General features: G+C 72.0%; 13 protein-coding genes and 1 tRNA gene. 10 read left to right on the top strand and 4 right to left on the bottom strand.

Annotation, left to right across the window (positions count from 1 at the left end; translation table 11 throughout):
* The first annotated feature begins 37 nt into the window (after nt 1-37).
* The 6 genes from cofG (at nt 38) to rdgB (ending at nt 6,873) form a co-directional block, all read left to right on the top strand.
* A complete protein-coding gene (gene cofG, locus FDO65_RS06705) occupies nt 38-2,374 on the top strand; it encodes a 7,8-didemethyl-8-hydroxy-5-deazariboflavin synthase CofG (RefSeq protein WP_476739043.1) in 2,337 nt (778 codons plus the stop codon).
* Between the two features lie 26 nt (nt 2,375-2,400).
* Nucleotides 2,401-3,894 carry a flavin-containing monooxygenase gene (locus FDO65_RS06700; RefSeq protein ID WP_205849822.1) on the top strand — a complete coding sequence of 498 codons (1,494 nt, stop codon included), beginning with the start codon at nt 2,401-2,403 and terminating at the stop codon, nt 3,892-3,894.
* Between the two features lie 64 nt (nt 3,895-3,958).
* Nucleotides 3,959-4,582 (top strand): dihydrofolate reductase family protein, encoded by a 624-nt coding sequence (locus tag FDO65_RS06695; RefSeq protein ID WP_137448594.1) that lies wholly within the window; start codon nt 3,959-3,961, stop codon nt 4,580-4,582.
* A 29-nt stretch (nt 4,583-4,611) separates the two neighbouring features.
* Nucleotides 4,612-5,424, top strand: a complete 813-nt coding sequence (gene murI / locus FDO65_RS06690) for a glutamate racemase (RefSeq protein ID WP_137448593.1) — start codon at nt 4,612-4,614, stop codon at nt 5,422-5,424.
* 55 nt (nt 5,425-5,479) lie between these two features.
* Entirely contained in the window at nt 5,480-6,262 is a 783-nt protein-coding gene (gene rph / locus FDO65_RS06685) for a ribonuclease PH (RefSeq protein WP_137449561.1), read from the top strand.
* The gene (rdgB, locus tag FDO65_RS06680) at nt 6,259-6,873 is read left to right on the top strand and encodes an RdgB/HAM1 family non-canonical purine NTP pyrophosphatase (RefSeq protein ID WP_137448592.1); all 615 of its coding nucleotides are present in this window, start codon (nt 6,259-6,261) and stop codon (nt 6,871-6,873) included. Before rph ends, rdgB begins: the two co-directional genes overlap by 4 nt.
* 62 nt (nt 6,874-6,935) lie before the next feature.
* Here rdgB and FDO65_RS06675 read toward each other — a convergent pair whose 3' ends face one another.
* From FDO65_RS06675 to bcp, 4 genes are all read right to left on the bottom strand, one after another.
* Nucleotides 6,936-7,646: a hypothetical protein gene (locus FDO65_RS06675; RefSeq protein WP_137448591.1), complete on the bottom strand. Its 711-nt coding sequence runs from the start codon at nt 7,644-7,646 to the stop codon at nt 6,936-6,938.
* A 119-nt stretch (nt 7,647-7,765) separates the two neighbouring features.
* Entirely contained in the window at nt 7,766-8,386 is a 621-nt protein-coding gene (locus tag FDO65_RS06670) for a trimeric intracellular cation channel family protein (protein ID WP_137448590.1), read from the bottom strand.
* A 67-nt stretch (nt 8,387-8,453) separates the two neighbouring features.
* Nucleotides 8,454-8,527 (bottom strand) — tRNA-Leu (locus FDO65_RS06665).
* Nucleotides 8,528-8,626: 99 nt separating this feature from the next.
* A complete protein-coding gene (gene bcp / locus FDO65_RS06660; protein ID WP_137448589.1) occupies nt 8,627-9,112 on the bottom strand; it encodes a thioredoxin-dependent thiol peroxidase in 486 nt (161 codons plus the stop codon).
* A 165-nt stretch (nt 9,113-9,277) separates the two neighbouring features.
* Here bcp and FDO65_RS06655 point away from each other — a divergent pair, with 165 nt between their 5' ends.
* From FDO65_RS06655 to urtA, 4 genes are all read left to right on the top strand, one after another.
* Nucleotides 9,278-9,499 carry a DUF3618 domain-containing protein gene (locus FDO65_RS06655; protein WP_137448588.1) on the top strand — a complete coding sequence of 74 codons (222 nt, stop codon included), beginning with the start codon at nt 9,278-9,280 and terminating at the stop codon, nt 9,497-9,499.
* Between the two features lie 133 nt (nt 9,500-9,632).
* Nucleotides 9,633-10,925, top strand: coding sequence for a L,D-transpeptidase (locus FDO65_RS06650; protein WP_137448587.1), 1,293 nt, complete (start codon nt 9,633-9,635; stop codon nt 10,923-10,925).
* A 22-nt stretch (nt 10,926-10,947) separates the two neighbouring features.
* Nucleotides 10,948-12,282, top strand: coding sequence for an amidohydrolase family protein (locus FDO65_RS06645; RefSeq protein WP_137448586.1), 1,335 nt, complete (start codon nt 10,948-10,950; stop codon nt 12,280-12,282).
* A 483-nt stretch (nt 12,283-12,765) separates the two neighbouring features.
* Nucleotides 12,766-14,025, top strand: a complete 1,260-nt coding sequence (gene urtA, locus FDO65_RS06640) for an urea ABC transporter substrate-binding protein (protein ID WP_205849958.1) — start codon at nt 12,766-12,768, stop codon at nt 14,023-14,025.
* Nucleotides 14,026-14,096 lie beyond the last annotated feature (71 nt).

The following is a 14,096-nucleotide window of genomic DNA, read 5'->3' as shown; positions in this document are numbered from 1 at the left end:
CCGAGCGGCCTATCGTCGGGGTGTGTTCATCGATCCACTGACCCACCCCGCAGGTGCGTCCGGCCCGCCGGCGGATCTCATCCACACGGTCGAGGAGGCCGAGCAGCTGCTCGCCGCGACCGGGGACAGCCTGACCGCACTACTGGCTCGAGCCGGCCGGGTGCGCGACGCCGGGCTGGCCGCCGCCGGCCGACCGGGGCTCATCACCTACTCGCGGAAAGTGTTCGTCCCGCTGACCACGCTGTGCCGGGACCGCTGTCACTACTGCGTCTTCGTCGACACCCCCGCCCAGCTGCTCAAGCTGCACAAACCCGTGTACATGTCGCCCGAGCAGGTGCTGGCCGTCGTGCGGCAGGGCGCCGCCCTGGGCTGCAAGGAGGCGCTGCTGACGTTGGGGGACCGCCCGGAGGACCGTTGGCCGGCCGCCCGGGCCTGGCTCGACGAGCACGGCTACGCCTCGACCCTGGACTACGTCGCCCACATCGCCCGGTCAATCACCGCCGAGACCGGGCTGCTCGCCCACCTCAACCCGGGCGTGCTGTCCTACGACGAACTGGTCGCGCTCCGGCCGACCGCACCGTCGATGGGCATGATGCTGGAGACCACCTCCCGGGAGTTGTTCACCGAGCCCGGCCAGGTGCACTTCGGCTCACCGGACAAGGATCCCGCCGTCCGGCTGCAAGTGCTGGAGGACGCCGGCCGGGCCCGCGTCCCGTTCACCACCGGCATCCTGGTCGGCATCGGCGAGACGTTGCGCGACCGGGCCGAATCGCTGCTGGCGATCCGCGACGTGCATCGACAGTGGGGGCACGTCCAGGAGGTCATCGTCCAGAACTTCCGGGCCAAACCGCGGACGGCCATGCGTGGAGCGCCGGACGCCGAGCTGTCCGAGTACCTGGCCGCGGTGGCCGTCGCCCGGCTGGTGATGGGCCCGGACATGCGGATCCAGGTCCCCCCTAACCTGTCGGACCCGGCCGAGTTCGCCCTCCTGGTGGCGGCCGGGGCCGACGACTGGGGCGGGGTGTCACCGCTGACGGCCGACCACGTCAACCCGGAACGGCCGTGGCCACACCTGGACGATCTGGCCGCTCGGACGGCCGACCTGGGTTTCACGCTGACCGAGCGGTTGACCGCCCAGCCGCCCTATGTGCTGGAGGCCGACGCCTGGATCGACGCCCGGCTGCATCCGCCGGTCCAGGAGCTGGCCGATCCGACCACCGGCCTGGCCGCGATCCGGGGGCATGCTGGACCGGTGTCGTCCGACTCCGCCGCCGCTCGCTCCGGGAGTCGCCCCGCGCGCACGGTCGGGACGTTGGCCGAGACGGCGGCGACCGACCCGCTGGCCCTGGACGACGACGGGTGGGTCCGCCTGCTGCAGGCCCAGGGCCCGGAGCTGGACGCGCTGACCGCGGTCGCCGACGACGTCCGGCGGTATACCGTCGGTGAGGCGGTCAGCCTGGTCGTCAACCGCAACCTGACGTCGTCGGGGTACCGGCGCGGCGGGGTCGCCGACGGCCCGGGGGAGTTCACCCGGGACGAGGTCGCCGCCATCGCCGCCGACGCCTGGGACCTGGGCTGCACGGAGATCTGCACGCAGGGCCGGCTGCCCGACAGTGAGGACCCGTCCGGCTACCTGGACATCGTCCGCACCATCCGGGTTACCACGCCGCGGATGCATGTCCACGCCCTCCGCCCGGAGGATGTCCGTGACCTGGCCGATCGCGGCGGTCTCGGGCTCACCGGTGCGCTCGCCGCGATGCGGGAGGCCGGGGTCGACACCGTCCCCGGTACGGGGGTCAAGGTGCTCAGTGAGCGGGTCCGTCGTCTGGTGGCGCCGGGCGACCTCGAGATCGCCGCCTGGCGCGAGACGCTCACCGCGGCCCACCGGGCCGGTTTCCGCTCCACCGCGGTGCTGTTCTACGGACACGTCGAGACCGCCGCCGAGCGGGTGGCCCACCTGCGGGAGCTGCGGGACATCCAGGGGTCGACCGGCGGGTTCTCCGAGTTCGTGCCGATCCCGCTGCCCGGTCCGGCCGGCGGGGTGCCGCTGGTCGACGGGCGTTCCGCGGTCGACGAGCACCGGGCCATGGTCGCGGTGGCCCGGCTGGCCCTGTCCGGGAGCATCGCCAACATCCAGATCCCGTGGACCCGGCTCGGCCGGGACGTCGCGGCGCTGCTGCTCGGTGCCGGCGGCAACGATCTGGGCGGCACGCTGCTGGACGGCCGGGTGCGGCCGGACGCCGGCATCGAACACGGCCACGAATTGCCGCTTCCCGACGCCGCTGCGATCGCCGGGCGGCTGCTGCGGCCGTTCCGCCAGCGGACGACGGACTACCGCGAACCCGACGCCGACCGCAAGATCCGGGTGTCGTGACGGCGATCTGCGACCCCTGTGCGGGTGTGGCCGGCCAAGCTGGACTCGCGCCGCCGGATTCGGTCGACCGGGCCGAGATCGTGGTGGTGGGTGCGGGTTTCGCCGGCCTGGCCGCCGCGATGGCGCTGCGCCGGGCCGGCCACGACGACGTCCTGGTGCTAGAGCGGGCGAGGGCCGTGGGAGGTACCTGGCGGGACAACACCTATCCCGGGATCGCCTGCGACGTGCCGAGCCACCTGTACGGGTTCCGTGCGCACCCCAACCCGGACTGGTCGGCGGTGTACGCGCCCGGTGACGAGATCCGTTCCTATCTGGAGGATGTCGCCCGGGCCGAGGGCATTCGCCCCGCACTGGACTCACCCCTGTGGTCGGCGGTCTGGGACGGGAGCGAGCGGCACTGGCGGCTCACCGTCGGCGGGGCCCGTCCCCGGGTGGTCCGGGCCGCGGTGCTGGTGCTGGCCTGCGGGCGGCTGACCGAGCCCACCGTCCCGGACGTCCCCGGCCTGGACGGCTTTGCCGGGCCGTCGTTCCACTCGGCCCGCTGGGACCACGCGGTCGACCTGGCCGGCGCCCGGGTCGCGGTCGTCGGGACCGGGGCCAGCGCGGTGCAGCTGGTGCCGCCACTGGCCCGGGCCGCCGCCGCGTCCGGCGGGCGGGTCACGCTGTTCCAGCGGACCCCCGCCTGGATCGTGCCGCGCGGCGCCCGCCCCTACACCGACGACGAACGGCACCGTTTCGACGACGATCCGCAGGCTCTCGCCGCCCTGCGCGCCGAGCTCTACGCCGAGGGCGAGGACCGGTTCGCGTCCCGCTCGGGCGACCCGGCCGCCGCCGCCCGGGCCCAGGCGGTCGCGCAGGCCCACCTGGCCGCGCAGGTCGCCGACCCGGCTCTGCGGGCCGCGCTGACCCCGGACTATGCGTTCGGCTGCAAACGGGTCCTGCTGTCCGACGACTTCTACCCGGTGCTCGCCGACGGCTCCGTCCGGCTGGAGCCGTCGGCGCTGGTGCGGGTGGCGGGGGACACCCTGGTGGCCGACAGCGGGCGCCGGCACCGGGCCGATGTCCTGGTGCTGGCCACCGGTTTCGCCTCCAGCCGTCAGCCCTATGCCGAGCTGGTGACCGGCGAAGGCGGCGAGACGCTGGCCCAGCACTGGTCGACCGGGATGACCGCGTTCGCGTCCACCGTGGTCAGCGGCTTCCCGAACCTGTTCGTGCTCAACGGGCCGAACGCCTCGCTCGGTCACAACTCGTCGGTACTCATGCTGGAGGAGCAGGCCGGGTACCTCGTGCGCTGTCTGGACCGTCGGGGCGCGGACGGGGTGCTGCGGGTCCGCCCGGAGGCCGAGCGGACCTGGACCGCCGAGATCGACGCGGCCGCGGCGGACACGCCGTGGGTCCGTGGGGGCTGCGAGAACTGGTACGTCGACCGGCGTTCCGGTCGGCTGACGCTGCTGTGGCCGGGCACGGTGGAGGCGTTCCGGGACCGGCTCGCCGTCACGGACGGATCGGAGTTCGAGTAGCGCGGATACCGGTTGTCGGTGGGCACTGCCAGGATGGCCCGACGACCACCCACGGGAGCAGCCGATGTCGGACACCACCTGCCACATGTCGATCTCGCTGGACGGGTTCTGTGCCGGTCCCCACCAGAGTCGTGACCACCCGCTGGGTGTGCGGGGGCACGAGCTGCACGGCTGGCACATCGGGGACCCCCGGGCCACCGAGGCCGACCGCACCGCCACCAGTTGGCTGATGCGCCCCCGCGGCGCGTACGTCATGGGCCGCAATATGTTCGGGCCGATCCGCGGCGGGTGGGACGAGCCCTGGGACGGCTGGTGGGGACCCGAGCCGCCCTATCACGCACCGGTCTTCGTCCTCACCCACCACGAGCGGGAGCCGATCGAGATGCAGGGCGGCACGACCTTCCACTTCGTCACCGACGGGTTCGACGCCGCCTACGCCCAGGCGAGGGAGGCGGCGGCGGCCGGTGGTGGGGACGGCGGGGTCGACATCGCCGGCGGTGCCTCGACCGTCCGGCAGGCCCTGAACGCCGGCGTGGTCGACGAACTCACCCTGGACATCGCCCCCGTGCTGCTGGGCGGCGGCGAGAGCCTCTTCGACGGGGTGCGCGACTTCGATTTCGAACCGGTGGAGGTCCTGCACTCGCCGTTGACGACCCACGTCCGCTACCGCCGGCGGCAACCCGGCTGACGGTCCGCCGCCGGGTACCGTCGATCACCGTGAGCAGCGCGCGTCAGCAGGCGCCCATCGGGGTCTTCGACTCGGGGGTGGGCGGACTGACCGTCGCCCGGGCCATCATCGACCAGCTGCCGGCCGAGCGGGTCCGCTACGTCGGCGACACCGCCAACGGCCCCTACGGTCCGCTGCCGATCGCGCAGGTCCGCCGGCACGCCCTGGCGGTGGCCGACGAGCTGGTCGAGAGCGGCGTCAAGGCCCTGGTGATCGCCTGCAACACCGCGTCGGCCGCGTGCCTGGCCGACGCCCGCGAACGGTACGACGTCCCCGTCATCGAGGTGATCCGGCCGGCCGTGCGACGGGCCGTCGCGGTCACCCGCTCCGGCGAGGTCGGGGTGCTCGGCACGTCCGCGACCATCGCTTCGGGGGCCTACCAGGACGCGTTCGACGCCAGCCCGGTCCGCGTGCACGCCCTGGCCTGTCCGTCGTTCGTGGACTTCGTGGAACGTGGCATCACCTCGGGTCGGCAGGTCATCGGGCTGGCCCAGGCCTACCTGGCTCCGCTGCAGGGCGCGGCGGTCGACACGGTGGTGCTCGGGTGCACCCACTACCCGCTGCTGACCGGCGCGCTGTCGCTGGTGTTGGGCGAGGGCGTGACGCTCGTGTCGAGTGCCGAAGAGACCGCCAAGGACGTGTACCGGAAGTTGACCGAGCTCGACCTGCTGGCCGACGGCGCCACACCGAACGGGCCCCACGAGTTCCTGGCCACCGGCGACCCCGAGCCGTTCACCCGGCTGGGCCGGCGGTTCCTCGGACCGGAGATCGGGACCGTCGCCGGGCTGGGTGCCCGGGTCTGACCCCTCCCCGGCCTGGGTCCGACCGGTGCTGTCGGTCCCGGGCACTAGCCTGCAGATCATGACGAGAGCGGACGGTCGAGCGGACGACGAACTGCGCCCGGTGCGTTTCACCCGGGCGTTCCAGAAGCACCCGGCGGGGTCGGTGCTGGTCGAGTTCGGCGACACCAAGGTGTTGTGCGCGGCGTCGGTGACCCCGGGGGTCCCGCGCTGGCGGAAGGGTTCGGGCCTGGGGTGGCTGACCGCCGAGTACGCGATGCTGCCGTCGGCGACCAACGAGCGCAGCGACCGGGAGTCGGTCAAGGGCCGGGTCGGCGGTCGCACCCACGAGATCTCTCGGCTCATCGGCCGGTCGCTGCGGGCGTGCGTGGACCTGAAGGCGCTCGGGGAGAACACGATCGCGGTGGACTGCGATGTCCTGCAGGCCGACGGCGGCACGCGCACCGCAGCGATTACCGGCGCGTACGTCGCCCTGGCCGACGCGGTGACCCTGCTGCGGGAGCGCAAGCTGCTGTCCGACCCGCAGCCGCTGTCCTGCCAGATCGCCGCCATCTCGGTCGGCGTCGTCGGGGGCCGGGTCCGGCTGGACCTGCCCTACGAGGAGGATGCCCGGGCCGAGGTCGACATGAACGTGGTGGCCACGGATGCCGGGACCCTGGTCGAGGTGCAGGGCACGGGGGAGGGGGCGACGTTCGCACGCTCGACCCTCGACACGATGGTGGATCTGGCGCTGGCCGGCATCGAACGCCTCACGGAGCTGCAGCGCGCGGCGCTCGCCGAGCCGCTCGGCAATTTGAGCATCGTCGCTGCGGACGTGGTGAAGGGCGGGTCGGCCCGATGACCGGTCGGGTTCTGTTGGCCACCCGGAACGCCAAGAAACTGCGGGAGCTGCAGCGCATCGTGGGCGCGGAGGTCACTGTGCTCGGCCTGGCCGACGTGCCGGACTTCCCCGAGCTCCCGGAGGACGGGGCGACCTTCGAGGAGAACGCGCTGATCAAGGCCGTGCAGACGGCCCGGGAGACCGGCGAGATCTCGTTGGCCGACGATTCCGGTCTCGAGGTCGATGCGCTCAACGGGATGCCCGGGGTGCTGTCGGCCCGATGGTCTGGCACCCACGGCGCCGACGAGGCCAACAATGCCCTGTTGCTGGCCCAGCTGGCCGACGTCCCCGACGAACGCCGGGGTGCCGGGTTCGTGTCCGCGCTGGCGCTGGCCGTCCCCGGGCGCAAGCCCGTGGTGGTGCGGGGCGAGTGGCGGGGCCGGATCGTCCGTTCGGCGACCGGCGTGAACGGTTTCGGCTACGACCCGTTGTTCGTCCCCACCGAGAGCGACGAGGCCGGCGACGGCCGGACGTCGGCGGAACTGGACCCGGCCGAGAAGGACCGCCTGTCGCACCGGGGTCGGGCCATCCGGGCGCTGTTGCCGCAGCTGCGGGTCGCGCTGCTGTCCTGACGGAACGAGAAAGCGGCCCCGGTCACCCGGGGCCGCTCCTTTGTCGTGTGCTATGCCGAGGGTCACTGCCCGGGGCGACCTCGGCGACGACCGGCCGCCCGCGCGATGATCGCGGCCCCGGAAGAAGCGAGCAGCACGGCGCCCAGACCGAGGACCCACCCGTTGACGCCCCACAGGACGATCTCGGGGCGGGCGAAGACGGTGTCGATGGTGGTGGCCACCCGGTCGGCGCCGTCGTAGGTGACCAGCGACCACACGCCGGCCCCGGTGAGGACGAGTCCCGGGACGAGGGTCGCCCACGGCGTCCAGCCGTTGAGCAGGGTGGCCAGCAGGATGAGGCCGCCGCCGAGGATGGTCAGGGTGACGTCCCAGGGGTCGGTGGCTCCGCGGCTGGTGACCATGGCGTCGTGCACCTGGAGACCGAACCGGCCGATCAGGTACAGCCCGCCGGCGACGAGCAGCAGACCGGCGACCCCGCCGACGAGGGCGGCGACAAAGCGGGCCCTGGTCCGCCGGCCGCCGGTGGGGGTGGGCGTCTCGGCGTCGGCGGGTGGGGGGACGTAGACGCTCGGCGAGTAGGCCGTGTCGGTGGAGCCGCTCGAGCTGTAGTCGGCGTAGGTGGAATCCGCGGGCAGCGGCTCGTACGGGCTTCCCGACCAGGCTGACGTGCGGGTGTCGTCGGCCGACCCCTCGCCTGAGAGATGGGACGGGAAGGAGGTCGAGTGGTCCGTGCCGGAGCCGCTGGAGGTCCGGGAGGTGTCCGAGGTGGTCATGGGAAGCCCTCCGAGGAACCGGGGCAGCGGGACGGCTGCCGTGCGTGGTGTCCATCGTCGGCTGCCGGTCACCGTCCGACTCGCAGCGGTGACGGCGTGTCGGGGGTGGATGCCATCTCCTACTGCAGGCGGGGCAGCTGCCACCCGAGCAGCACGGAGGCCAGGCGCAACGCGAAGCAGACGGCGAACCCCATGGTCATGGCCCACCCGCGGGGCGCGCCGGCTCGCAGGGCCAGCACGGTGGTGATCGCTCCAGCGGCGGCGGCGAGAGCGTAGATGTCTTCGCGCAGGATGCCCGGAACCTGGTCGAGCAGGACATCCCGCACGACTCCGCCGCCGACGGCCGAGACGGTACCCAGCAGAACGGCCGCCACCGGGATGACCTTGAAGTCGAGGGCTTTCGTCACGCCGAGAACAGCGAAGAGACCGAGACCGGCCGCGTCCGGGACGACCAGGACGAGCCGGGGCACGGACTCGATGACGTGGAATCCGATGGCCACGGTCACCGCGGCGACCAGCGCCAGGATGGGGTACGTGGCCCGGCGCAGCGAGGCCGGCGGGGTGTCCCCGAGCAGCAGATCACGGGTGATCCCGCCGACCAGCGAACTCACGAAGGCGATGACGAGGATGCCGAAGAGATCCAGGCCGGCGCGGGCGGCGACCATCGCGCCCTCGACCGCGAACAGGCCGGTGGCGGCGATGTCGCAGACCGAGAACAGGTGGGCCCGGGTCAGTCGCACGCGCCGGAACGTAACACTCGGTCAGCGCGTGGTGCCGTTGCGTCACCAGGAGGTGTCGAGGGCGGGGTGGGGCCGGTGGGACTCGAACCCACACTGGCACGGACCTAAACCGTGTGCCTCTGCCAATTGGGCTACGGCCCCGCTGCGTGGCGAGAGGGGACGCGCCGCGCGATCACCGCAGCTTAGCGGCGACCGCCCGGCGCGTGGCCCCCAGCGGGTCCCGGCCGGACCGGGGACCGATCAGGCGGAGATGCCCAGCTCCCGCAGCACCCGGCCGACGTGTCCGGTCGCCTTGACGTTGCGCCACGCCTGCTCGATGCGGCCGTCGGGCCCGATGACGAAGGTCGATCGGATGACTCCCTGAACGGTCTTGCCGTACTGCTTCTTCTCGCCGAACGCCCCGTAGGCGCGCAGCACATCCCGGTCCGGATCGGACAGCAGGGTGATCTGCAGGTCCTCCTTGGTCCGGAAGGTCGCCAGCTTGCCGGGTGCGTCCGGCGAGATGCCGATTACCGCATAACCGGCGGTGTCGAGGGACTCCCGCGCTCCGGAGAACTCACAGGCCTCGGTGGTGCAGCCGGGGGTCATGGCGGCCGGGTAGAAGTACACGATCACCCGCCGTCCGGCAAAGTCGGACAGCGACACGTCGGTGCCGTCGGCGTCGGGCAGGGTGAAGGCGGGAGCGGTGTCGCCGATGGCCACACCACCGACATCGGTGGTCGTCATGGCGGCTAGGGTAGTGCGGCGGGTGGCTCACCGGACGATCCAGTCGGATCGGAACCGGTCCGCTGGGATCCCGGGTTCCGGGTACTGACGAGCCGTCTCACCCGTGGACTGTCCAGATCACCGCCGTCCGTGCGACCGGCGAAGAGCGAGTACTTGGGAGGCGCGGTGGCCCGCGACGCGGAAACCATTCAGGCCGAGATCGAGCGGGCACGTGACTCGCTCGCCAGCGCGGTCGACGAGTTGACCAACCGGGCGAACCCGGCGCGGGTCGTCGAACAGGGCAAGCAGAGCCTGACCGCGACCTTCGCCGAGCCGAAGGTGAAGTACTCCCTCGTCGCGGTGGGCGTGCTGATCGGCCTGCTGACCATCCGTCGCCTCTTCCGCTGACCCCCCGGCGCGCCCGGTCGAGCCGCCGGGCGCGCGTGGGGTTCGCGGTTCCCCGGCCTACCGGTCGCGCGCCGTTACCCTGAACCGGGCGGTCACAACCGTGCGCGCCGGGAACTCGGGGGCTGGGAACACCATGCATCTGCTTTCGACACGTCGTCGGGTCGCGTCGCGGCGCCGGTCGCTGCTGGCGGGCGCGGCGTCGCTGCTGCTGGCCGTCACCCTGGTCGCCGGGTGCAGCTCCGGTTCCCTCGGTGGCGACGTGACGGTCACCAGCACCGCTGGTCAGCCGCCCACGTCGGCCGACGCATCGTCCTCGGCCGCACCGATCACGTCCTCGTCGGCCCAGCCGGCCGCCCAGATCGCCTCCACCCCGGCCTTCGGTTCCACCGGGGTCTCCCCGGCGGAACCCATCACCGTGTCGGTGACCGACGGCAAGATCACCGACCTGACCATGACCAATCCGGACGGCAAGGTGGTGGCCGGCGCGATCGCCGCGGACGGCGCGTCCTGGTCGGTCGGCGAGCCGCTCGGCTTCGGCAAGGTGTACACGGTCGCCGGTATGGCCACCGGTGCCGACGGGCGTCAGGTGCCGATCTCCGGCACGTACACCACCGTGGGCACCGACACCCAGGTCCGCAACACCATCCGCCCGTCCGACGACGAGCAGGTCGGTGTGGCGGTTCCCATCTCCATCAGCTTCGGCGCCGAGCCGCAGGACCGGGCGGCCATCCAGAAGCTCGTCAGCATCACCACCGAGCCCGCGGTCGAGGGCGCGTGGGCCTGGCTGAAGCTGGACGACGGCCGCTGGGCGATGGTCTATCGCACCAAGGACTACTGGCCGGCCGGCACCAAGGTGCACGTGGAGGCCAAGCTCTACGGCGCCAAGCTGACCGACGACGCCTACGGCGCTTCCGACATCACCAGTGACTTCACCATCGGCCGCAACCAGGTGGTCGTCGCCGACGTGAACTCCAAGGAGATGATCGTCAAGCAGGACGGCAACGTGGTGGCGACCTACCCCGCCTCCTACGGTCGCGGTGTCGGCCCGGACGGCCAGCCCGACCCGAACCTGATCACCCGCTCGGGCACGCACGTCGTGATGAGCAAGGACGCCGAATACCTGATGAACAACCCGCGGTACGGCTACACCAACAGCCTGCAGAAGTGGGCCGTCCGCATCAGCAACAACGGCGAGTTCATCCACTCCAACCCCAACAGCGTCGACGCCCAGGGCAACACCAACGTCACCCACGGCTGCATCAACCTCTCGCTGGAGAACGGCGAGAAGTACTTCAATACCGCGCTCTACGGCGACCCGGTCGAGATCAGCGGCACCGACGTGCAGCTCGGTCCGGAGGACGGCGACTGGTACCTGTGGGCCATGCCGTGGGACCAGTGGAAGGCCATGTCGGTCCCGACCGCCTGACCCGAGGGTCCAGGGACGCCTGATGGCGCAGCAGACCCGGATCGTCGGCACCACCGTGGTGGTCGATGCCGACACGGTGGTGACCGATGCCGAGATCGCGTTCGACGCCGGCAGCGGTCGCGTGACCTATCTGGGGCCGACGCGACCGGGTCGGGTCGACAGCATCGACGGGCGCGACCGCATCGTCGCGCCCGGCCTGGTGAACACCCACGGGCACGCGGCGATGTCCCTGCTGCGCGGCGCGAGCGACGACGCCGATTTTCCGAGCTGGCTGGCCGCGGTCCGTGGGCTCGAGGTGGGCATGACCCACGCCGACGTCCGGGCCGGTCTGGCCCTGGCCATGGCGGAGATGATCCGCAGCGGCACCGTCGGTTTCTGCGACATGTACCTGTGGGACGAGACGCTGCTCGGTGACGTGGTGTCCGCCGGGTTGCGGGTGAACGCCGCCACCGCCATCTTCGGTGCGGATGCGGTGGGCTATCCGGCGGCCACGACGGAGACCGGCGCGGACGTCCTGCACCGCACGGCGGCTCTGGCCGCCGCGTTCCGCGGTGAGCGGACCGTGCGGGTGTCGTACGGGCCGCACGCCTTCTACACGGCCGGTGACGAGCTGATCGCCAAGGTCGCCAGACGGTCGTCCCGCGACGGGCTGGACGTGCACATCCATCTGTCCGAGACCCGGGCGGAGGTGCGGGCCTCGGTGGCCGACACCGGGCGGTCACCGATCGGCCGGGCCGTGGACGCCGGGTTGACCGACGGGCGGCTGCTGGTCGCGCACGCCGTCCACCCGGTCGGCGACGACGTCGGGCTGTTGGCCCGGGCCGGGGTGACCGTCGCCCACAACCCGGTGTCCAACCTCAAGCTGGGGGCCGGGATCGCCCCGCTCGCCGAGTATCTGTCCGGCGGTGTCCGGGTGGGTCTGGGCACCGATTCGGCCGCGTCCAACAACTCGCTGGACCTGTTCGAGGAACTCAAGCTCGCCGCCCTGTTGCCGCGCGGCACCACGCTGGACCCGGCGGCGGTGTCGGGGGCGACGTCCTGGCGGATGGCGACCGCCGGTGGGGCGGCGGCGCTGCACCCGGAGCTGTCCGGCCGGCTGGCCGTCGGCGAGCCGGCCGATCTGGTGATGGTGGGCACGGACCGGGCCGCGGGCGTCCCGCTCGGTGACCCGGTGGCCCTGCTGGCCTTCGCGACCACCGGCGCGGCGGTGACCGATCTGTTCGTCGCGGGGCGCGGGCTGCTGCGGGCGGGCCGCCTGACCACGCTCGACGAGGCCGCCGTCCGCGCCGATGCCGCCCACCGGGTGGACCGGCTCCGGGCGACCTCCCACCCCGAGCGGGACGATCGACGCTCCTGACCCGGCCGCGGCGGGGCGTTGCGTGACGGTCCGTGACGCTTTCGCGACTTTGCGGCAATGCCCTCGTAACTCGTCAGGGTGCCGACGGAAACACAGCGTGCCTACTGTCCTGCCCGAGCGGCGGTTCCGGTCACCACCCGGTCGTCGCGCCTGAGCCTGGTCGTCCGAACTGTGAGACCGGCTGTCCCACCGAGCATGTCGCAGTCAGCCGCCGGTTGCTGCCGCTCGTCCGTGCGGCGACGGAGCCGTGCGTCGTCCGTGCCACAGTCCGCTCCGCGCCGGTGTCCCGCACCGGCACTCCAGCGTCAACACTTCGCCGGCCCCCTCGTACGAGGGTGGCTGACATGACCTCCCGGGCCCGCGCCGTGAACGCGCCGCGGCCCCCCGGACGAAAGGGAAGTCGCCGTGGGAATCGAGTCCACCGGTGGTCGACTGGCCGCCCTCCTCCGTCCCGGACGGACCGGGTCCACCCGCCGCCGCGGCGTGGCCGTCGCCACCCTGCTCACCGCCGGTCTGGCCCTGACCGCCTGCGGGTCCAAGGTCGGCGAATCCGCGTCCAGTGGGTCGGCCGGCGCCACCGTGGCCGCCACCTCGGCCGGGAAGTCCTGCGTCGACACCTCGGGCAGCACGGTGAAGATCGGGTTCCTGAACTCGCTGTCCGGGACGATGGCCATCAGCGAGAAGACCGTGCACGACTCCCTGCAGATGGCCGCGGACGAGATCAACGCGGCCGGCGGGGTCAACGGCAAGCAGCTCGACGTCATCAGCGAGGACGGCGCCTCCGAGCCGACCACGTTCGCCGAGAAGGCCCAGAAGCTCATCCAGGCCGACTGTGTCGCCGCCGTCTTCGGCGGCTGGACCTCGGCCTCGCGCAAGGCCATGCTGCCGGTCTTCGAGGGCAACAATTCGCTGCTGTTCTACCCGGTCCAGTACGAGGGGCTGGAGGCCAGCAAGAACATCTTCTACACCGGGGCCACCACCAACCAGCAGATCGTCCCCGCGCTGGACTACCTCAAGGAGATGGGCGTCAAGAGCCTGTTCCTGGTGGGCAGCGACTACGTGTTCCCGCGGACCGCGAACAAGATCATCAAGGCCTACGCCGCCGCCAACGGCATGGAGATCAAGGGTGAGGAGTACACCCCGCTCGGCGACACCGAGTTCTCCACCATCGTCAACAAGGTGCAGTCCGCTGACGCCGACGCGGTCTTCAACACCCTCAACGGCGACTCCAACGTGGCGTTCTTCAAGCAGTACAAGAGCGTCGGCCTGACCCCGGAATCCATGCCCGTGGTGAGCGTTTCGATCGCCGAGGAGGAGGTCGGCGGCATCGGTCTGGACAACGTCCAGGGCCAGCTCGCCGCCTGGAACTACTTCGAGACGATCGACACCCCGACCAACAAGAAGTTCGTCGAGGCGTTCAAGGCCAAGTACGGCCAGGACCGGGTGACCTCCGATCCGATGGAGGCCGCCTACACCTCGCTGTACCTGTGGAAGGCGATGGCCGAGAAGGCCAAGGCGTTCGACACCGCCTCGATCCAGGGTGCGGCCGACGGAGTCACCTTCGACGCCCCGGAGGGCACCGTCACGGTCGACGGGGAGAACCACCACATCTCCAAGACGGCGCTGATCGGCAAGATCGGCCCCGACGGGCTGCTCTACACCGAGTGGAGCTCGGGGCAGCCGATCGAGCCCGACCCGTTCCTCACCGGCTACCCGTGGGCCCAGGGCCTGGCCAGCAACTGAGCCGTCCCGGCGTCGTGCCGCCCACCCGATGACGGTGGGCGGCCCGGCGCCGGTGCGCCTCGCCCCTGTTC

The organism is Nakamurella flava (assembly GCF_005298075.1).
Taxonomy (GTDB): domain Bacteria; phylum Actinomycetota; class Actinomycetes; order Mycobacteriales; family Nakamurellaceae; genus Nakamurella; species Nakamurella flava.
This window is presented reverse-complemented; position numbering and strand designations above follow the sequence as displayed.

Coding starts and splice junctions, on each gene's coding strand:
- FDO65_RS06675 (WP_137448591.1), bottom strand. CDS start 7,646: ATGACCACCTCGGACACCTCCCGGACCTCCAGCGGCTCCGGCACGGAC.
- bcp (WP_137448589.1), bottom strand. CDS start 9,112: ATGACGACCACCGATGTCGGTGGTGTGGCCATCGGCGACACCGCTCCC.
- FDO65_RS06645 (WP_137448586.1), top strand. CDS start 10,948: ATGGCGCAGCAGACCCGGATCGTCGGCACCACCGTGGTGGTCGATGCC.
- FDO65_RS06695 (WP_137448594.1), top strand. CDS start 3,959: ATGTCGGACACCACCTGCCACATGTCGATCTCGCTGGACGGGTTCTGT.
- FDO65_RS06650 (WP_137448587.1), top strand. CDS start 9,633: ATGCATCTGCTTTCGACACGTCGTCGGGTCGCGTCGCGGCGCCGGTCG.
- rdgB (WP_137448592.1), top strand. CDS start 6,259: ATGACCGGTCGGGTTCTGTTGGCCACCCGGAACGCCAAGAAACTGCGG.